Below are 20,090 nucleotides of genomic sequence, written 5' to 3' on the forward strand. Positions count from 1 at the left end.
ATGTTCAATTCACTGCGCAAAACTTACAGGGAATGGAAAGGCTTGCAGGCCTTCAAGCGGCTGCCACAGCACCAGAGGCAATTGGTTTTCTATTCGGAGGGGCGTGGCTACTGGACTTACTTTGAGTCAGTCTTTGAGGCCTTGCGGGCCGAGTATGCGCAATCGGTCATCTACGTGACATCGGCGGAGGACGACCCCATCTTGTTGAGCCCGCCAGAAGGGCTACTGGCCTTTTATGTGGGGGAGGGCAGCATGCGCACGTTGTTCTTCTCGACGCTGGATGTTCAGGTCCTGCTGATGACGATGCCGGATTTGCAGAGCTTTCATATCAAGCGGTCGCCCTGTCCGGTGCACTATGTCTACCTGCACCACTCGATTGTCAGCACGCATATGATCTACCGCGAGGCGGCCTTCGATCATTTTGATTCGATCCTGTGTGTCGGCCCGCACCACGTCCTGGAAACGCGCGCTCGCGAGCAGATGGCAGCATTGCCGGAAAAAACACTGGTCGAACATGGCTACGGTCGTCTGGATGCGATTCTTCGAGAAGGTAACTGCGGATCGTTGGCGCGCTCACCCGGCCAACCTGCGCAGGTGCTGGTAGCGCCGACTTGGGGCGACAATGGCCTGTTGGAGTTGCATGGAGTCGAAGTCATACAGCCGCTGATCCAGGCGGGCTTTCGTGTGGTGCTACGGCCCCATCCGCGTACTCGCAAACTGCGTCCGGACGTCCTGGAAGCCATTGTCAGTCATTTTCATGGCGAGCCACTGTTTCATCTGGATGAAGACGGGGATGCGCGCAAGTCGTTGATTGAGTCGGATTTAATGGTCAGCGATTGGTCGGGCGCTGCGCTTGAGTTTTCCCTTGGGCTAGAAAGACCCACCCTTTTTGTTGATGTTGCGCGTAAAATCCTCAATCCCGCGTATGAGGCAATTAGCCATGAACCGCTGGAAGCGGCTATCCGTGAACAGGTTGGTCTCATTCTCTCAGAGCATGAGTTAGCCAGTCTGGGGTTGAAAGCAACTGAATTGATCCATAACGCACGCCAGTGGCAGATGGCTATCCGCACGGCACGCGAGCGTTGGGTTTTCAATTCGGGCAAAAGTGGCAGCGCTGCTGCAGCTCATCTGATTTCTTTGCTGAATTGATATGGAGTATCTATGAACACATCACGTTTCTCGCTGGTAGCTCTGGTTTGCCTGGTCGTATTGCCGATCAACGCTTTTGCTTACCTGGATCCGGGTACCGGCAGCGCGGTATTGCAAGGCATTCTGGGGGCACTGGCCGCAATCGCCGTTGTGCTCAAGCTTTACTGGCACCGCTTCCTGCGTATGCTGGGGTTGCGCAAAGACACCGTGAAAAAACAAACTCGCGGCGATACCCCTACTGAGAAATGAAGCGTCGCCGGCAGGTGGATTCAAGTCCTTGTCATCAGGATGAATCGGGCCTTTTCCGTCGCAGGTTTCCATACGCATAGTGCACTCCGCCAACTCGTGTTGGCGGAGCTGATAATCAAAGTGTCCCAATGTCTATTCAGAAAAAGAGCATGCCGAGTGTGTTTTATCTCTGGCTGCTGATGTTCATGGCGCCGTTTGCATTCGCGACTGCCCCAGCTCAGGTCTCTCCCTCCCTTGCTGACTCCAATGTGCAATTGTCGCTCGACCTGACGGCGGGCACGGTCTCGCACTGGCGTTTGCCGCAGGTGATGAATGCGCAGGGCCAGCCACAGGACCTTGCGATGCCGGCTGGTCAATTGTTCGCGCTGAAGGGGCGTCTGCAAGGAAAAACACTCGAAGAGTGGACGACCCTCGCAGGTGGTTGGAAAACCGTAGCCGCCGACAGCGGCGCGGTAACCATTGCACTCGACAGCGCAGAGTTGCCGTTCGTAATCCGCAAGACATGGCGCCTGACCAACACACCCTCGCGCGTTCGATTTGAGCTGAGCCTTCAATCACGATGGCAAGCCAAGCAGGCGCAAGACGCTTTGTGGCTTGAGCTCGGCCCTGGGCTCGGCGAGCAGCCGACACACGGACTGGGCATGGGGCAAGCGATTTACTCGTTCACTGAGGTGGTTTACCGAAACGCTGAAGGTGTTTCCACTCAGCGATTGGGGCATGACGACAACGTGCAGTTCAAACCCCCGGCGGATCACGGCGTGACCGAGTGGGTGGGTTTGCAAAGTCGATACTTTGCGCTACTTCTGATCCCTGAAGGGAGTACCGAGGGTCGCCTTGAATGGGAAGCGCAGGCGCCAGCGACGGGCGTCGAGTATCCGCAGCAACCTGACTTTGAAACCTTGCTCAGGGTAAATATCCCCCTGCCTGAAGCCCACAGCGAGTCTTCCCAAATCTTGCGTTGGGATGTGTTTGGTGGCGGCAAGTCCTATGACGTCCTGTCTGCTCAGGAGCCGACACTGACCAGCTTGTTGTTTGCGGGGTTGTGGGAATGGATGCGTGCACTGATCCTGGGCATCATGTATGTCCTGGCCTTTATCCACCAGGGTGTTGGCAACTGGGGAGTCTCGATTATTCTGCTATCGATCCTGGTTCGGCTGGTGATGTATCCCGTCGCGAAGAACGCTATGGCGGCGCAGAAAAAATTTGCAGCTATCCAGGAGCGTATCCAGCCAGAGTTGCAGGAGATTCGCCGCAACTATAAAGGCGGAGAGCAAAGTGAGCGTATCCTTGAGCTGTATGAGGCACATCAAGTCAGCCCCCTGGCCGGATTGAAACCTCTTTTGATCGTGCTGATACAGATACCGATTTTTGTGGCACTGTATCACCTGCTCGGCCAAGCGTTTGAGCTTCGTAACGAACCTTTTTTGTGGATACAGACGCTCGCGCAGCCCGACCAGCTGTTCTCGTTCGGGGTTGATATTCCATTTTTTGGAGCCTACTTCAACCTGCTGCCGGTGCTGATGGCACTGAGTACCCTACTGAGTATCAAGTTCTCCCAAACCGTTGCGGCTAATGCAAAAGAGGCATTTCGCCAGCAATTTTTTCTGTGGCTGATGGCGTTAGTATTCTTCCTGCTGTTTTACTCATTTCCTTCCGGCATGGTGCTTTACTGGACGATGGCTAATATTTTGCAGTTTGTTCATCAACAATTGGCATCGCGTAAATGATGGAGGGCCAGATGATCGATGGGTTGTTGTTCAAGGTCCTGCCTGAGCAGGTGCCAAATAGAAATGATGCTGTGCACTTTGATACGGTTTTCGAACTATATCAATTGGCCACTACTTCGCCGGTTGCCAGCGAGCGGTTACGGTTGTTGAGCTTCCTGTGCATGCGGTTGGAAATTACAGGTCGTTTGTTTGACGCTTATGGTGTTGATGGTAAAAAAATCGGTAATCAGCTCATAGATTCAGCATGGGCCGAAGTTGCGCTTGTCCTGTTACTCTTGGATTTTGTGCAGATATATGAGGCCCCAGAGCAGGCTCCATTGGCGTTCAAACGTCTGAACGCGATGTTGAAACTGACAGACTTTATCGGGACTGGCCGGGATATAAACGTTGACCTGCGCAAAGCCATCGACGCCCATGCCGAGCGGTTTCTGAATCAACATTCAAGCGCTGACACGGTTGAAACCATTGCGCCTGCGGTTTCGCGCACTGTTCCAGAGCAACAGAAAGTCTTGCCCATCACCGTACTGTTCTGGGAAGGCCCCATTGCAAGGGCCTACCTCGCAACGCTTAAAAGCATGGGTTACCGACCTGAGAAAATCATTCATTTGATCTCGGCCGTAGACCTGGTGAGCAAGAAAGTTGTCGGGGGATACCTGCCAGCCTTTATTCGCGAGGGGTATGCGGCGGTACGCCAGAAAAACAGCATCCATTACTGGGCCTCGGCACTCCTCAAGAAAGAACGCGCCTTGTGCGACGCCATACGTATGGCCGTAGCGGATTCGCTGTGTTTTGAGCCGCATGTCCTTGACGATGCAGTGTCGTTGTCATCCTTGCGTGAATATTGTCCTGTCGTCGAAACACTGATGATCGATAATCTCGCGGATGATCGTTTGTTCGACTACCTTGCGAAATTGCCGGAAACTACCCTGTTGTTTACAGGAGGCGGTATTGTTCCTGCCCGGTGCCTGCAGTTGCCTGCGCTGAAATTCATTCATATTCACCCCGGGTATCTACCGGATGTGCGGGGAGCCGATTGCGTACTGTGGTCGCAATTGATCAAAGGACGTACCTCCGCCAGCTGTTTTTTCATGGCGCCGGGCATTGATGACGGGGATGTCATTCTTCCGTGCTACTTGCCGAAGGTGGAGATTGCATTCAACACGTCGGCATTGCCTTCGAAGATGTTGTACCGCGCTATATATGCCTTCTTTGATCCATGGGTGAGGGCGTATGTGTTGAGGGAGGCACTCGAGGTAATCGAGGGTCTTAAGTTTGATCAAGTGTTCAGGCAGGATGACTCGCTAAGTACAACGTATCATTTCATGCATGAGAGAATTCAAACAGTTTCTTTGAATAGCATTTTTATAGACTAAGCACAGCTTGCTCAAGGAGTTACACGTGAAAAAGGCAATTATTACCGGCATTACCGGACAGGACGGCGCCTACCTTGCTCAGCTGTTGCTAGAAAAAGGCTACATCGTCTATGGCACTTATCGCCGTACCAGTTCGGTCAACTTCTGGCGGATGGATGAGCTGGGCGTCACTCAGCACCCGAACCTGCATCTGGTGGAATATGATCTGACCGACCTCTCGGCCAGCATCCGCCTGCTCCAAAGCACCGAGGCGACCGAGGTCTACAACCTAGCCGCTCAAAGCTTTGTCGGCGTGTCGTTCGATCAGCCGGTGACCACCGCGGAAATCACAGGCTTGGGCGCTGTCAATCTGCTGGAAGCGATTCGGATCGTGAATCCGAAGGTTCGTTATTACCAAGCCTCCACTTCTGAAATGTTTGGCAAGGTCCAAGCGATTCCACAGATCGAGACCACGCCGTTTTACCCGCGCAGCCCCTATGGCGTTGCTAAGTTGTACGCCCACTGGATGACCATCAATTATCGTGAGTCCTACGGCATATTCGGGGCCAGCGGCATCCTGTTCAACCATGAGTCCCCGCTGCGTGGGCGCGAGTTTGTCACTCGCAAGATCACCGACTCGGTGGCCAAGATCACCCAGGGCAAGCTGGACGTCCTGGAGCTTGGAAACATGGACGCCAAGCGCGACTGGGGATTTGCCAAGGAATATGTGGAAGGCATGTGGCGTATGTTGCAGGTCGATGAGCCGGATACTTTCGTACTGGCGACCAATCGCACCGAGACCGTCCGTGACTTCGTCTCGCTGGCATTCAAGGCGGTTGATATCCATCTGGACTGGCGTGGCGATGGCGATCAAGAGCATGCGCTAAATGCTGCAACCGGCAAAGTCGTTGTACGGGTCAACCCGAAATTCTACCGCCCCGCGGAAGTTGAACTGTTGATTGGCGATCCTGCAAAGGCCAAGGAAAAGCTGGGTTGGGAGCCTGCAACCAATCTTGAAGAATTGTGCCGCATGATGGTGGAGGCTGATCTACGTCGAAACGAACAAGGCTTTTCGTTCTGAAGCTGACAGAGCGCGTGGTTTGCGCTCGGAGCGAGCGGGCTGTTTTTTGGCCCGTTCGTCCTACCTGTGTTGTCCAGTCTAAAGGTGAATAGCCGTGAAACATGTTCTGTTAACCGGAGCCAATGGCTTTGTTGGGAAAGTTCTGCTGGAGCAGTTGTTGGCCGCTGGCTACCGGGTAAGCTGCGCTTGCACCTCGCCTGGCGCATCGCTTCGAGCGGATGTTGAGCATGTATTGCTGGATATTCGTGATGCGCAGGCGTGCGCTGCGACACTTGAGCGGATCAAACCCACTCATGTTCTTCATTTGGCCGCCGTTTCTCATGTGCCGACGAGCTTTCGTGATCCATTGCTGACCTGGAATACCAACGTCCTGGGGACTATGAATCTGCTGGAAGCAATAAAGCAGAAAGCACCTGATGCGTTTGTTGTCCTCGTCAGTTCTTCCGAAGTGTATGGCGAGGCATTCAAGGCGGGCGTCGCGCTTGATGAAAGCAGCCCTTGCTTGCCGATGAATCCCTATGCAGCCAGTAAATTAGCGGCTGAGTTGGCCGGCGAGCAGTATTTTCGGCAAGGCGTCCGAGGGGTAATTGCACGTCCGTTCAACCATATCGGCGCGGGGCAGTCACCCGACTTTGTCACTGCTTCGTTTGCCCGGCAAATTGCCCTGATCGAGAGCGGTAAACAAGCACCGGTCATACAGGTTGGCAACTTGGATGCCTACCGGGATTTCCTGGATGTGCGCGATGTCTGTTCGGCTTACCTGCAGTTGCTGACCCTCAGCGAGCAGTCGGGTTACCCACGTCTTTTCAATATTTCCTCCGCAAATGCCTGTCAAATTCGCAGCGTCCTGAACGAGCTTGTCGGTCAGAGCCGTCAGAGCATCGCTGTCGAGTTGGATCCTCAGCGCTTGCGTCCATCGGATATTCCATTTGCCGTTGGTAACAGTGATCGCATGCGTGATGTTCTGAACTGGCAGCCGACTATTTCGTTGAAGGACACACTGGCGTCGCTGTTAGTGGACTGGCGATCCCGTGTGGAAACCGAGCAGTGAACGTGCTGATGGGCGCCGAGTCGCTGCGTCCGCCCTTGACCGGGATAGGAAACTACACGCTTAACCTTTTGCGTGAGTATTCTAGGGTGCCTGATGTTGGGGCCACGTGCTGTTTTGACGGTCATCGGTTCTTACCTGCAGCAGATTTGTTGGCCGGGCTTGACTCAGCCTCTGCGCCATCAGGTGGCGCGCGCTCAGGCGTGCTGGGGTATCTGCGTAGAACGTTGCGTGCTGCACCGTTGGCCTATCAACTGAAGTCGATGGTCTCGAATACGCGATTCAAGCAAGGCGCTCAACGCTGCCGGAATTTCGTTTATCACGAGCCTAACTTCATCTTGAGGCCCCATGATGGGCCCAGCGTCACAACGGTGCATGATCTCTCGTTTATTCGCCATCCCGAATTTCACCCGGCCGAGCGTGTGGCCTGGTTGAGTCGTCAGCTCCCGAAGACACTGGCTCGGGCGGACTTCGTCATTACCGATTCCGAAGTGGTGCGCCGTGAGCTTATTTCACAATTCAACGTTCCATCAGCCAGGGTCAGGGCCATTTATCTGGGGGCCGATGAGCGTTTCATGCCGCGTTCGGCACAACAGAGCGAGGCGGTACTGGCCAAGTATGGCTTGGTGCATGGTGCCTATCTGGCCTATGTCGGGACGATTGAGCCGCGCAAAGGGCTGTCGATTCTATTGGACGCGTGGCAGCGCCTGTCTGCGGATGTCCGCCGCGCCTGGCCTTTGGTTATCGCCGGTGCACCAGGTTGGCTCAATGCTGATTTGATGGCGCGCATTCAAGTACTGCGTGCCAAGGGGGAAGTGAAGTTTCTGCAATTTGTGAGCGCTCAGGATTTACCTTTTATATACGCCGGTGCCAAAACCTTTGTCTTTCCCTCGTTGTACGAGGGGTTTGGGCTGCCGGTGCTTGAGGCGATGGCGAGTGGCGTACCGGTTATTTGCGCTGGGGGTACCTCCATGGCGGAATTTGCCGAGGACGCCTGTACGCTATTCGAGGCCGGGGACGCCGAAGCCCTGACGACAGCTATTTCCCGACTGCTTGAGGATTCAGGGCTGCATGAAAGAATGGTGCAGGTGGGTAAGGCCAGGGCCAGCCAGTTTTCATGGGCGCGTTGTGCGCGAGAAACGCTACAGGTTTACTCAGAAGCCGCAGAAACATAGCCATGAGCTGGGGGCATGATTAATGGGTATTGTTTTAGCTGGAACGGCGCAGTCGGCTCAAGGGGTATAAGGTCAGGATGATGACGTTCAATGAACTGATCCAAGTGAAGTTTTTGAGATTTTTGCTCGTCGGACTGATGAACGCAGCATTTGGCTATGGATGCTTTGCGGGTTTTATTTATCTGGGCTTGCATTACAGTTTTGCATTGTTACTGGCAACCGTTTTAGGTGTGGCGTTCAATTTTAAAAGTACGGGTTCGTTGGTTTTCGGCTCTCATGACAATAAGCTGATTGTCAGGTTTGTACTGGGCTACGCAGTGGTTTATGGCGTGAATCTAGGTGGCGTGGCGGCGCTGGCGCTATTCGGAGTTGTACCTTACGTGTCCGGATTGATCTTGCTTCTGCCGATGGCCGTATTGTCGTTCCTCATTAATAATAGGTTTGTTTTCAATGACGCGTAAATTAATAAGTATTGTGACGCCTTGCTATAACGAAGAGGCGAATATTGATGAGCTGTGCCAGCGAATTAATGACGTCATGTCAAAGCTGGATTACGATTATGAACACGTGTTCATCGATAACTGTTCGACGGATGGAAGTATTCCAAAGTTGAGAGCGATCGCGGCGCAGGATAAGCGCGTCAAGATTATCTTGAATGCCCGCAATTTTGGTCATATCCGTTCCCCCTACCATGCGCTGCTACAAGTCAAGGGCGATGCGTGCGTACTGATAGCCTCCGATCTTCAGGACCCACCGGAAATGATCGAAGAGTTTGTCAAGAAATGGGAGGCCGGTTTCAAGACTGTCCTGGCAGTCAAGCCCGAGAGTGAAGAGTCGCCGGTCATGTTTTTCCTCAGGAAAACCTACTACCGATTCGTTTCTCGTATTTCTGAAGTGCCACTTGTTCAAAATGCCACGGGCGCAGGATTATTTGATCGCGCGGTGCTGGATATCCTGAAGAAGGTCGATGATCCGTATCCCTATTTTCGCGGTTTGTTGTGTGAGATTGGTTTTCCTATCGCCACTGTTCCCTTCAAGCAACCTCGGCGTCAACGCGGGATTACAAAAAACAATTTCTACACCTTGTATGACATCGCTATGTTGGGAATTACCAATCACTCGAAGGTTCCTCTTCGCTTGATGGTAATGGGAGGAGGGCTGCTTGCCCTGGTCAGCTTGTTGATGGCGTTCTGTTTTTTTGTGGCAAAAATCATATTCTGGGACTCATTCCAGATGGGTATTGCGCCGTTGTTGATTTCACTATTTTTCTTCAGTTCGGTTCAGATACTGTTCCTGGGCATGCTGGGAGAATACATAGGGTCGGTGCACACGCAGGTACGTAATATGCCTCTAGTGGTAGAGGCAGAGCGCGTCAACTTTGATTAATCTGGTAAGGGATATTGGACAGTGGCCTCAAGCATGACGCTCCAGGAAAGAACGGTTTTAAGTTCAGGACAGCCACTCGCATCATTGTGGCAGGTATTTAAAAGTGACTGGGTAATAGTGCTTGGGGGCGCTTTCTTATCTTTTGTGTTGGCGAGCGTATTCATCAGTGGCTGGCCTTCGGGCCTGCTGCCTGATCTTTCTGCGCCTTATCGGTATGCGGGAGACAGTCTCTTTCATGCCTGGATGGCTCAACGGGTTTCTGAAGGATGGCTGTTTGAAAATATTCGCAGTGGGTATCCGTTTGGGTCAAATTTTCTAGATTATCCAGGTTCTGACTTTGGTAACCACCTTCTCATTAAGCTACTTGCAATCGTATCGGGGAGCAGCTTCAAAGCGACAAACCTGTTTCTTCTCCTGAGTTTTCCAGTAGGGTTTTCTGCGACGTTCGTCGTGGTTCGCGCTTTCGGCCTGTTCCGCTCATTTGCATTTGTGGCGGCCATGCTGTTCACGTTTTTGCCATTTCACTTGTTAAGAATGGACCATCTGTTTTACACCTGGTATTTCGTTGTTCCGTTCTTTTTCTACTTGTCGTATTCAATATTTCAATCTTCAACCGACGCTGATAGCCAAACGTTAAAAGGCTTTTCTTATCCGAAGGCTGTGGCCGTCGTGCTTGGGCTGCTGGTGCTGTCGTCATTCGGTGTGTACTACGCGTTGTTTGGCGTTATGTTGGTTGCGCTTGGGGGCGTATTGGGGTGGTGCAGAGCCCGTCGTGTCAGTGTGATTATTCGCACCCTGTGCGTGCTTTCGATATTGATGGGTGGGGTGTTGCTTAATGTGGCACCTAATATGCTCGCGAAAAACCAAGCGGGTCCCAACCTGGAGGTGGCGCAACGGTCCCCAATGGAAGCCGAGGTCTACGGTTTCAAGTTAATGCAACTCATCCTTCCGAGAGCGGATCACCGCATATCGTGGGTGGGGAGGTTTACAAGCCTGTATAACTCGACCTTTCCATTAATCAATGAGAACGCGACTTCTACACTGGGTGCAGTCGGCGCACTCGGCCTGTTGTTAGCGTTCTGTGTGTTGCTACTGTCTCTCACGGGGCATTCTGTTGATCCGAAACTGGGGTTTCTGGTAGCGCTTGTTTTTGTGCTTTTTATGCTAGGTACTATCGGCGGGCTCGGCGCACTTTTTTCATCTTTTGTTTCTTCTTCAATCAGGGGGTGGAACAGAATCAGTGTGTTTGTTGGGTTCGGCGCACTATTGATTTTCTTTATAGTGCTGCAGACGTTGATGACGCGTTTTTCATCAAGGCTTGCGGTCTATTCGACGGCGATTCTGACCCTGCTGCTTGTCGTAGGGTTATATGATCAGACAGCGCCGGCCTGCCGGGCTTGTAATGCGAGCGCCAAGGCTGCTTTTGAGAATGACAGGGCGTTCGTGACTTCGATTGAAGCGGCGTTACCCGCTCAGGCTGCTGTTTATCAGCTTCCCTACATTGCCTTTCCAGAAATGCCTCCTGTCCACCGCCTGAATAACTACCAGTTGGGTGCGGGCGTGCTGCATTCCAAAACACTGCGCTGGAGCTTCGGTGGCATGAAGGGGCGGGAAGGCGATCTATTTTATCGAGCGCTTGCCCAAGAAACACCGGAAAAGCAGTTGGAAGTGATCAAAAATCTTGGTTTCAACGGGATTTATATTGATCGTCGCGGCTATGAGGATAATGCCCAGAGTGTGGTTCAACAGTTTACCGCGCTGCTGGGCAGCGGGCCCTCGATATCCAGCGTTGATGGGAAGCTGGTTTTTTTCAATTTGAATAGGCCGAAGCCGGCTGATCTCTCGGGTCTGAGCTTTGCGCAGATCATGAAAAAATCCGGTTATTATGCTGACAAGTTGGGAGCCCGCTATCCCGGTAGTCTGAAAGACGGTATCGATTTTACGCGAGATGGTTGGCCGAATACGGTGAAAGGGGCCGAGGGGCTTTCTGGGAAAGAATCCTGGGGGCGCTGGTCCGATGCGAGACTTTCCAACACGGTGCGTATTGAATTCACAGCCCCGCTGCCACAAACATTCACGTTGGTGTTAGTCGCTCGGGCATTTGCACCTAACGTCAATAAACCCATCAAAGTGACAATAGGTAATCGCGAATATGAAGTCTTGCTGGGGGCTGAGCCATCTGAAGTCCGACTCTCGGTAGACCTTCAAGGTGACGATGCTGACAGCATTGTCTTCAGCCCACCTACCCCCGTTTCACCCCAACAGCTGGGCGTAGGGAACGATTCGCGTAAATTGGGGATTGGGTTCGTATCATTACGGCTTGAATAGTCGAACGCTTGCTATTTACAGCTACGCGGTGCTGTGAACTGAGGGCTGCCTGTTCGGAAAAATATAGAACTGTTCAAAAGGTTCTGTGTCTAAACGAAATGTGTAGGGTGGCCCGCAGTTTACTGACACATTCGAGGAGTAAAGCTGTCCGTAAGTCCCGGCTCGGTTGTGTCCCGTTCAGGGCATCCGGCGCATCAGCGTGAGGGCTCGATGCGGCTTCTCGATTTTTTTGGAATAGGGGTTGATCTCAGGCAGAGACAGCCGATTTAAGTTAGTAATTTTCGTCGATGTATCAACACGTACACACTGTACCAACCGATGAAAACTGGAAAAATCACTCACAAGGTAGTTATATGATGAAGTTAGGTAAATTGGCGGGCGTGATGGTTGGTATTGCAGCGTTGAGCGCTTGCGATGATGGTAAAGTGGAGAACGTCTTTTCTGCTCAATACAGTGCCTCCTCGTCGAGTTTAGATGTTGCCGCAGGCAGCAAGTTTGCAGTGCCGATTACCGTCAAGAACACCAGCAGCGGTACTTGGGATTCCAAGGCTTCGAAGGCCCCTGTCTTGGCCAGCTATCACTGGCTGAATGCGGACAAAACAGTGCTTTTGCTTGATGGGAACCGTACACCATTTGCACAACCGGTTAAGCCTGATTCAGAAGTGGCAGTGCAGTTGGGTGTAGTGGCACCTAAGGCGCCCGGGAACTATATCCTTCAAGTCAGCCTTGTCAAAGAAGGTGCAGGTTGGTTTGAGGCGAAGAATGTCAAACCGCTGGAGCTTGCTGTGAAAGTTAAATAAGTGTTTGTATTTTAATCAAATAGCCGTGAAGTTTGCTCGCTTGTCAGGCGGCAAGCTTCACCGTTTTAAAGTAGGTGTTATTTGAAAATTCTACACTTTTATAAAACCTTTGCCGCTGACCAGCATGGTGGCGTCGAAATGTTTATTCGCCATTTGACACATGTGAGCGCTCAGCAGGGTTGCGAAAATGTAGTGCTTTCGTTAGCCAAGGGTGAAGTGGCGAACGTCGAAGGCCCGAGTTATAAGTTGGTCCAGGCGAAAGAAGATTTCAATGTGGCCTCTACCGGCTTTTCTGTGTCTTCGTTCAAGCTGTTCGCGGAGTTGGCCAAGTCTGCCGATGTTGTGCACTACCACTTTCCTTGGCCATTTATGGACGTGGTTCATTTTGCAACCCGGATCCAGAAACCAACCGTCGTGACGTATCACTCGGATATTGTCCGTCAAAAAGTTCTTAAATGCTTATACAGTCCCTTGCAGCGCCTTTTTTTGAATGATGTCGATGCGATTGTGGCAACCAGTCCGAACTATCTTGAAAGCTCTCCCGTTTTAGCGCGTTATCGTCATAAGTCTACTTCGATTCCCATCGGGTTGGAGCAGTCAATGTACCCCGTTTCTGAGGCTGATAAGGTTCAGGAGCTTCGAGGCCGTTACGGGCGTTTTTTTCTATTTGTGGGTGTGCTGCGCTATTATAAAGGGCTTGAGTTTTTACTCCGGGCCGTCGAAGGGACTGATTGGCCGTTGTTGATTGTTGGTGCTGGCCCCTTAGAGCAAGAACTAATGCGCGTTGCATCCGAGCGGCAACTGCACAATGTGCATTTCATCGGGCAAGTGACCGAGCAGGAAAAGGTCAATCTATTTGAGGCCTGTTATGCGGTAGTGTTTCCTTCGCATTTACGCTCAGAGGCGTTCGGTATTAGCCTGCTTGAAGCGGCAATGTTTGGTAAACCGATGGTATGCAGCGAAATTGGTACGGGAACCAGTTTTATTAACCAGCATGATGTTTCTGGAATAGTAGTTCCCCCAGGCGATGCGCCCGCCATGCGCCATGCCATGGCAGCATTGTGGGAGTCTCCTGAGTTGGCTGCACGTTATGGTGCTGCTGCAAGAGAACGATATTTGAAGGTGTTTACTTCTCACTCGATGGGTGAGGCTTACGTGAAGCTTTATCGTGATTTAATCAATCGCTAATAACGTCGTTTTAATTATGTGTGGCTACCAGAGACAGTATGAATAAGCTGTATTTGGCGTGGTTGCGCCAAATACAGGCAGGGGTCATTAGAGGGTCGAACGAGACTGGAGTTGTGTATCCGGTATCGCTGGCTCCACTTTTCGCATCCGTTTGATAAGCGTCTTGGCGTAATTGATTGATGCATTTTCTACGGTGATGTGGAGAAGATAAGCAATCCCTATCACGGTTAAAACAGCCGTTGCCAGTGCCACATAGAAGGATGCATTGTTGTCCAGCATCACGCGCATTATCGAATAGCTGATCAAAGAATGTATGATGTAAAGCGGGTAGCTGATTTTGGCGATAAAGTCGAGTGGTGCAATGGGCCTGAAGTATTTCCTCAATGTATAAGCGAGCGTGAACACACCAAGCCCATAAAAATAGTTCAAGGGTGTATTAGGTATTCCCGGTGCCCATTCATTGTGAGTCCAGCACATGAGCACAAGGCTCAACAGAGCAGTGCTATAGATGACCAACTGGAGAGTACTGATCTTTTGGATGAAGTGAAAATGAAACAGAGTGCCGACGAACATGAAACATACAATCATCAGTTCGGCTTTTAGCGACTCCACCGAAAAGTTTACGTATTTAAGTGCGATGATGGATTTTGCAGTGGGGTAAAACTCAGTGAAACCCAGCACACCGATGGCCAATAACAGTATTGGCATGACGCTGGCTTTTCTCAGTGCGCTGAAGAGTAGGGCGGATATGATATAAAACTTTATCTCTATCGCCAGTGTCCAGTTGACTAAGTCAATGGTGCGAGTGTTCAGGTTGGAGTGCGTCAGGGTCAGGTTTAAGAACAGCTCTTTGAAGTTTATGCTAAACGTCTTTCCCCAATACAGGCTGGAAAGCCAGACCGCTGTGATCGCGAGAACGGATCCGATCAAGTAGGTTGGATAGATTCGAAGCGCTCGCGAAATCAAGAACTCAACCGGCGAAGATTTAGAAAGAGAAAAGGGTATGACGAAACCACTGATAAGAAAGAAGACAGCAACACCAAAGGGACCATAGTTTACTGTTCGCGGCGACAGCCACCCATATAAAGGTGGCGTAGCACCTTCTATGACGGGAGAGTAAATGTAAGTTGAAACAGTCTCTCGGGCCAGCCAGAAAATTCCACACAGGTGAACTATCATCACTGCGATAATAGCCAGAGCCCGTAGCTGGTTGGCAAAGATGACTTTGTCATTGTATTGTTGCATTTACAGTGTCCATTTTGGCGTGTAGCCGGCTTAGGGTGACTTCTGGGTCAGTTCCGCGTTTTGAGACCTTGCGGGCTGCAAGATATGCCAGATATTAATAGGCTGTCTATTGTGTTTTTTTTTGTTAAAAACTTGACGCCTTGCCCCGCATCCATGAATTCCGGGTTTTGGCCTGAGCATTTTCTATGTTGGCGATGTCTTGTGCTGCTAGTTTGGGTTGATGAACACATGAAAAACTCAAATATGTGCTCCAGTTCACCTTCTTCTTTCTTGAGCGAGAGGCGCCTATTGATAGCAGGGTAGTAGGTTTTCATTGCGTGCGGGGAGGGAAGTTCAGGCCGCCATCGGATACACAAACAACCCGAAATGCACCAGATTTACCCCAAAATGGGTGACCACCGCTGCCCCCAGCCCTCCAAACCGATACGCTAACCCATACCCGACGCCAGCAATGGTTGCCAGCATTGTCCATTGCCATCCAGCACCTAGGTGCACCAGTCCAAACAGCAATGAGGCCAGTAACAACGCCAGGTTGTCGCCATACGACAAATGCTTTAATCGTCGGCTTATCCCGCCCTGTACGTAGCCCCGAAACAACGCCTCTTCCACCAGCGTGACCAACAGTAAGTTATTCAGCACCCATAACCACGACTGCTCCGGCCATTTTGGTGCCCAGTGGGTGATCCCCAGCAGCACTGCTCCACCGAGTGCTACAACGGCAGTCAAGGTCAGTGCCAGGGCCGCGACGCAGATCGACAGCCGCAGCGGGCGCCGTGCCACGATCCACGGGCAGGCAAGCAACAGCCAGAAGCCAATCAGTGGTTTGTCCTGGTTCAGGTACATCAAGAAGGGCACTGCATCTTCGGTGAAACGTTGTGAGGCAATGCCACGCCCATTGTAGAAGCCCGGTAGCCAGTGCATCGCCAGACCCAGCGCCAGTACGATAAACAGGCCGTGACCCAGGTAGCGCGCCCACGGCGTGCGTTGTTGGCGTACCGCATAGCCGGCGATCAGCAGCAGGCCGACGGACACACCTGCCAACAGCCCGAGTTGCCCGTAGATCAAGGCCAGCAGATAGCCGATGGAAAGAAGCGCCAGGTACAGCCAGGGCAATGCGATCATGGGGAATCCTTGGAAAAATCTGGGCGGCATTATAGCGAGCCATCTCGCAGGGCCCACATGAAAACTCCACCATCCAGGGTGATTGCAAAACCTATCAACGGCTGGTTATAGTCCCAGCCTCTTCATTCCTTCATACAAGATCAGCCCATGCCAGCTTTCCAGCGCATAGCGGTAGTCGATTCAGCGGTCAACGCTGCGGTCGTGCCGTGCGCGGACAAGCAGCCTGCGCAGATCAGCCACTACCCCCCACCTGTCCGTAGCACGCCGGTGTACGCAGTCGTATCACCGCCGGGTGTTGGCATTTCGGGCTGATCAGCTGATTGCTGTTCCCGTCTGCCCGCCTGAAAAAAACTACTGACCTTCAGCGTCTGCTGAATCGGCTTTTTTTGCCTGATGACAGGTGGTATCCATGTCTGTTCTTTCGAAACAATCCGTGGCCGCGGCGGCCTCGACGAGTCTGTTTGTCCTGCTGTGGAGCAGCGGGGCGATCTTCTCCAAATGGGGCCTGGCCCACGCATCACCCTTCGCGTTTTTGTTGATCCGCTTTGCCATCGCCCTCGTGGGCTTGGTGATCCTGATACCGATCCTCAAACTCAAGCTGCCGCGCCCCGGCAAACCCATGCTGTACGCGGCGGTAACCGGGTTGGTGCTGCTGGGTGCCTACCAGATTTTCTATCTGCTGGCCCTGGACCTCAAGGTCACCCCCGGCGTAATGGCGACCATCATGGGCGTGCAGCCGATCCTTACCGTTGTGCTGATGGAGCGCCAGCGTTCGTTGAGCCGGCTGTTTGGCTTGGCGCTGGGGTTGGTGGGGCTGATCATGGTGGTCTACCAGGGCATCGGTTTGTCCGGCATGTCGTTGGCGGGGATGCTGTTCGGGTTATTGGCCCTGGCCAGCATGACCTTCGGCTCGATCATGCAGAAGCGCATCACCGACAACCCCTTGGGCACACTGCCGGTGCAGTACCTGGCGGGGTTGCTGCTGTGTTCGGTATTCGTGCCGTTCCAGCCGTTCCACTTCGAGCACGGCAGCGGTTTCTACCTGCCGGTGCTGTGGATGGGGTTGGTGGTGTCGTTGCTGGCCACCCTGTTGCTGTACCGCCTGATCGCCCGGGGTAACCTGGTGAATGTCACCAGCCTGTTTTACCTGGTGCCGGCGGTGACGGCAGTGATGGATTACCTGATCTTTGGCAACCGGCTCGCGATGTTGAGCCTGATGGGGATGGGGTTGATCATCATCGGCCTGGTTTTCGTGTTCCGTAAGACCTGACACAACCGCACCCTGTAGGAGCCCGCAAGCGGGCTCCTACAGGATTCTTTTCGGCCGCAACACCAACCACAACGCCCCCGCAATCAACACCCCGCCATACAGGTGCGCCATCGACAACGGCTCATCCAGCAACAACGCCCCCCACAGCACCCCAAACGGCGGAATCATAAACGTCACCGTCATCGACTTAACCGGCCCAATGGACGTCAGCAACCGGAAGTAAAGAATGTAGGCAAACGCCGTACACACCAGCCCCAAGCCCAGCAACGACAACCACACCTGCCACCCACCCCAACTGGCGGGCGGCTGGCTGATCGCGCTGTAGGCGAAGAACGGCAACAGGAACAACGTCGCACCGAGCATGCTGCCCAGGGCCGACAGGCGACTGTCCAAGCCACCGCGCTGATCCAACCAGCGCCGCGCCAGGAACCCGGCAAAGCCATAACAGGTGGTCGCCAGCAAACAGGCCAGCGCACCCATCAACAATTCCAGGTCAAACGCCACCGGCCCTGCGCGGGTCAGCACCCCCACGCCAAACAGGCCCAGGCACACGCCAGCAATTTTCGACGGTGTGAGCCGTTCACTGAAGAACAGCCCGCCAATCAATACGCCCATCAACGGTGTGGTGGCGTTGAAGATCGCCGAGTAACCCGCCGGCAGCACCTGGGCGGCTACCGAGTACATGGTCGCCGGGACCCCGGAGTTGATGACCCCCAATAGCAACACCGTCCTGAACTTGCCCTGGAAATCCCAGCTCACGCGCATCATCGCCAAAATCACCAGCAACCCGGCGGCGGCGATCGACACGCGGAAAAACGCGGTTGGCACCGTGCCGATCTCCGGCGCAATGATGCGCATGAACAGGAAACTCGCGCCCCAGATGGCGGCGAGCCCCAGTAAATACAGGCTGTCGACAGGTCTCACACAACACTCCTACCTCAATAAGCCCGCGAGTGTTGCATGACATTTCCAATGATTACAGGACAAACCGCGTCACCAGCCCATTCAGGTCCACTGCCAGGCGCGACAGTTCCTGGCTGGCCGCCGACGTCTGGGTGGCGCCAGCGGCGGTTTGGGTGGACAGGTCGCGAATGTTCACCAGGCTGCGGTCCACATCGCGTGCCACCAGCGCCTGCTGCTCGGCGGCGCTGGCGATCACCAGGTTGCGCTGGCTGATCTGCGAGATGGCCGCGGTGATCTTCTCCAGGGCACTGCCTGCGCTGTTGGCGCGTTGCAGGGTTTGGCCGGCATGTTCGGCGCTGCTGTTCAGGGCTTCGACCGTGTCTTGGGTGCCCTGCTGGATACCGGTGATCATCTGCTCGATTTCTTCGGTGGAGTCCTGGGTGCGCTGCGCCAGGGAGCGCACTTCATCGGCCACCACCGCAAAACCACGCCCGGCCTCGCCCGCGCGGGCCGCTTCAATGGCGGCGTTGAGTGCGAGCAGGTTGGTCTGCCCGGCGATGCCACGGATTACTTCCAGCACCTTGCTGATGTCCTGAGCCTGTACCGCCAGGCCTTCGGCTTTGTTTGAAGCGCCGAGCACTTCGTCCACCAGGTTCTGGATCGAGCTGATGGTTTCGCTGATCTGGTAATGGCCGTGCTTGCTGTCCTCGTCGGAGGCCTGGGACGCCTCGGCGCTGGACACCGCATTGCCCGCCACTTCATCCACGGCCGCGCTCATTTCGGTCACGGCAGTGGCGGCCTGTTCGATCTCGTCGTTCTGCGCCTGCAGGCCACGGGTGCTTTGCTCCATCACCGAACTCATCTCTTCGGCAGCAGACGCCAGCTGCTGCGCCGACTCGCTGATCCCGCGAATGGTGCCTTGCAGCTGCGCCTGCATGGTGGCCAGGGCCGTGAGCAATTGGGCGGGTTCGTCGTTGCCGTTGACGGCGATTGGCTGGCTCAAGTCGCCGCCGGCAATGGTGCGGGCAACGATCAGGGCCTGGCCGAGGGGGGCGATGATGCTGCGGGTCAGCAGCCAGGCCAACAGTAAGGTGACGATCAACGCGAAGACGATGATCGAGCCGACGACCCACTGCGCGCTGGAATAGGTCTGTGCGGCGGAGTCCACAGCGGTTTCCACGCCGCTCTGGTTGAACGCGATCATGTCCTCCAGGCTTTTGTTGAGAATCACGCCTTGTGGCGCGAGGCGGCTGTTGAGCAGATCGATGGCGTCCTGTTGCTGATCTTTGTCCACCAAGGCAACGATCTGCCCGACGAGGGTCAGGTAGGCGTTCACATTACCTTCGAGTTGCTTGAGCATCTCGCGCTCTTCATCGCCACTGAGCAGGGTTTTGTGATGGTCGAGCAAGGTTTGCAGCTCGGTGCGCTGGCGGGTGATCAGGGCTTTGCTGTTGTCGCGGATCCGCGATTCGTCAGTGGTCGCCAGGCGCAACGCCTCTAGGCGGATGCTGGCCACGAAGGCCGCGCTGTCGTGGATGTTCTCGATACTCGGCATCCACGATTCTTCGATAACCAGTGCGCTCTGCCGCAACTTGGCCATCTGGCCCAGCCCAAACATCCCGACGATCACCAGCAAGCTGGCCAAAACCCCAAAACTCAGACTGGCACGCAGACCGATCCTCATGTTCCTCAATGACATCTCAATGCTCCTTGGGCGATTAGAACCTGTTCCCGGATCGGTCTTATGACCTTGTTAGGGTGGGAGAGGGCGCGCTATATATCAAAGTGCCACTATCGTGGTAATCAGGGTTTCCCTTAGTTGGATCCAGAGCACTGCGCGCAGATTGCGGCCGGCGTTGCATAGGGATTTCCGGCATCAATCTGCCAAGCCCCGCCAATGCAGGCGTGCAGGTAAAACGCAGTGTGACTTGATGGTGTGTTTATTGACCAAATGGTCGAATTAAAAAAATTGAAAATAAATGTACGAAATGAACGAAGTTGTACAAGGCAGGGCAAAAAATGACCCTTCTCCTGTTCTCGTACACTGGCTAAGCTCAGGGCTTCCAG

The 20,090-nt window shown here is 53.7% G+C and carries 17 protein-coding genes; 13 read left to right on the top strand and 4 right to left on the bottom strand.

What is annotated here, in order from left to right; genetic code table 11:
* From WH299_RS01885 to WH299_RS01940, 12 genes are all read left to right on the top strand, one after another.
* Nucleotides 1-1,149 (top strand): CDP-glycerol glycerophosphotransferase family protein, encoded by a 1,149-nt coding sequence (locus WH299_RS01885; protein ID WP_122726622.1) that lies wholly within the window; start codon nt 1-3, stop codon nt 1,147-1,149.
* A gap of 12 nt (nt 1,150-1,161) precedes the next feature.
* Nucleotides 1,162-1,398, top strand: a complete 237-nt coding sequence (locus tag WH299_RS01890; protein ID WP_032864231.1) for a hypothetical protein — start codon at nt 1,162-1,164, stop codon at nt 1,396-1,398.
* 128 nt (nt 1,399-1,526) lie between these two features.
* Nucleotides 1,527-3,125 carry a membrane protein insertase YidC gene (gene yidC / locus WH299_RS01895; protein ID WP_323624087.1) on the top strand — a complete coding sequence of 533 codons (1,599 nt, stop codon included), beginning with the start codon at nt 1,527-1,529 and terminating at the stop codon, nt 3,123-3,125.
* An 11-nt stretch (nt 3,126-3,136) separates the two neighbouring features.
* Entirely contained in the window at nt 3,137-4,498 is a 1,362-nt protein-coding gene (locus WH299_RS01900; RefSeq protein ID WP_148050879.1) for a hypothetical protein, read from the top strand.
* 25 nt (nt 4,499-4,523) lie between these two features.
* Nucleotides 4,524-5,558 (top strand): GDP-mannose 4,6-dehydratase, encoded by a 1,035-nt coding sequence (gmd, locus tag WH299_RS01905; RefSeq protein WP_122726628.1) that lies wholly within the window; start codon nt 4,524-4,526, stop codon nt 5,556-5,558.
* Nucleotides 5,559-5,652: 94 nt separating this feature from the next.
* Entirely contained in the window at nt 5,653-6,609 is a 957-nt protein-coding gene (locus tag WH299_RS01910) for a GDP-mannose 4,6-dehydratase (protein WP_126570595.1), read from the top strand.
* On the top strand, nt 6,606-7,781 hold the full coding sequence (locus WH299_RS01915) for a glycosyltransferase family 4 protein (protein WP_339549483.1): 1,176 nt from the start codon (nt 6,606-6,608) through the stop codon (nt 7,779-7,781). Before WH299_RS01910 ends, WH299_RS01915 begins: the two co-directional genes overlap by 4 nt.
* Before the next feature lie 80 nt (nt 7,782-7,861).
* Entirely contained in the window at nt 7,862-8,242 is a 381-nt protein-coding gene (locus WH299_RS01920; protein WP_339549484.1) for a GtrA family protein, read from the top strand.
* Complete coding sequence (locus tag WH299_RS01925) at nt 8,232-9,167, top strand: glycosyltransferase family 2 protein (protein ID WP_032864229.1); 936 nt, start codon at nt 8,232-8,234, stop codon at nt 9,165-9,167. Before WH299_RS01920 ends, WH299_RS01925 begins: the two co-directional genes overlap by 11 nt.
* Before the next feature lie 33 nt (nt 9,168-9,200).
* On the top strand, nt 9,201-11,495 hold the full coding sequence (locus WH299_RS01930) for a DUF7024 domain-containing protein (RefSeq protein ID WP_339549485.1): 2,295 nt from the start codon (nt 9,201-9,203) through the stop codon (nt 11,493-11,495).
* Between the two features lie 353 nt (nt 11,496-11,848).
* A complete protein-coding gene (locus WH299_RS01935) occupies nt 11,849-12,295 on the top strand; it encodes a hypothetical protein (protein WP_028617446.1) in 447 nt (148 codons plus the stop codon).
* Nucleotides 12,296-12,376: 81 nt separating this feature from the next.
* On the top strand, nt 12,377-13,483 hold the full coding sequence (locus tag WH299_RS01940) for a glycosyltransferase (RefSeq protein WP_204937120.1): 1,107 nt from the start codon (nt 12,377-12,379) through the stop codon (nt 13,481-13,483).
* Between the two features lie 87 nt (nt 13,484-13,570).
* Here the strand turns inward: WH299_RS01940 and WH299_RS01945 are convergent, their stop codons facing one another.
* Complete coding sequence (locus tag WH299_RS01945; protein WP_339496404.1) at nt 13,571-14,728, bottom strand: acyltransferase family protein; 1,158 nt, start codon at nt 14,726-14,728, stop codon at nt 13,571-13,573.
* A gap of 333 nt (nt 14,729-15,061) precedes the next feature.
* Nucleotides 15,062-15,850 (bottom strand): CPBP family intramembrane glutamic endopeptidase, encoded by a 789-nt coding sequence (locus tag WH299_RS01950; protein WP_339549488.1) that lies wholly within the window; start codon nt 15,848-15,850, stop codon nt 15,062-15,064.
* A 409-nt stretch (nt 15,851-16,259) separates the two neighbouring features.
* Here WH299_RS01950 and WH299_RS01955 point away from each other — a divergent pair, with 409 nt between their 5' ends.
* Nucleotides 16,260-17,120 (top strand): DMT family transporter, encoded by an 861-nt coding sequence (locus tag WH299_RS01955; protein WP_339549490.1) that lies wholly within the window; start codon nt 16,260-16,262, stop codon nt 17,118-17,120.
* Between the two features lie 36 nt (nt 17,121-17,156).
* Here the strand turns inward: WH299_RS01955 and WH299_RS01960 are convergent, their stop codons facing one another.
* Nucleotides 17,157-18,044, bottom strand: a complete 888-nt coding sequence (locus WH299_RS01960) for a DMT family transporter (protein ID WP_122687293.1) — start codon at nt 18,042-18,044, stop codon at nt 17,157-17,159.
* Between the two features lie 52 nt (nt 18,045-18,096).
* Nucleotides 18,097-19,722 carry a methyl-accepting chemotaxis protein gene (locus WH299_RS01965; RefSeq protein ID WP_122726640.1) on the bottom strand — a complete coding sequence of 542 codons (1,626 nt, stop codon included), beginning with the start codon at nt 19,720-19,722 and terminating at the stop codon, nt 18,097-18,099.
* Nucleotides 19,723-20,090: the final 368 nt, after the last annotated feature.

This window comes from Pseudomonas sp. MYb541 (assembly GCF_037479595.1).
Classification (GTDB): Bacteria; Pseudomonadota; Gammaproteobacteria; order Pseudomonadales; family Pseudomonadaceae; genus Aquipseudomonas; species Aquipseudomonas canadensis.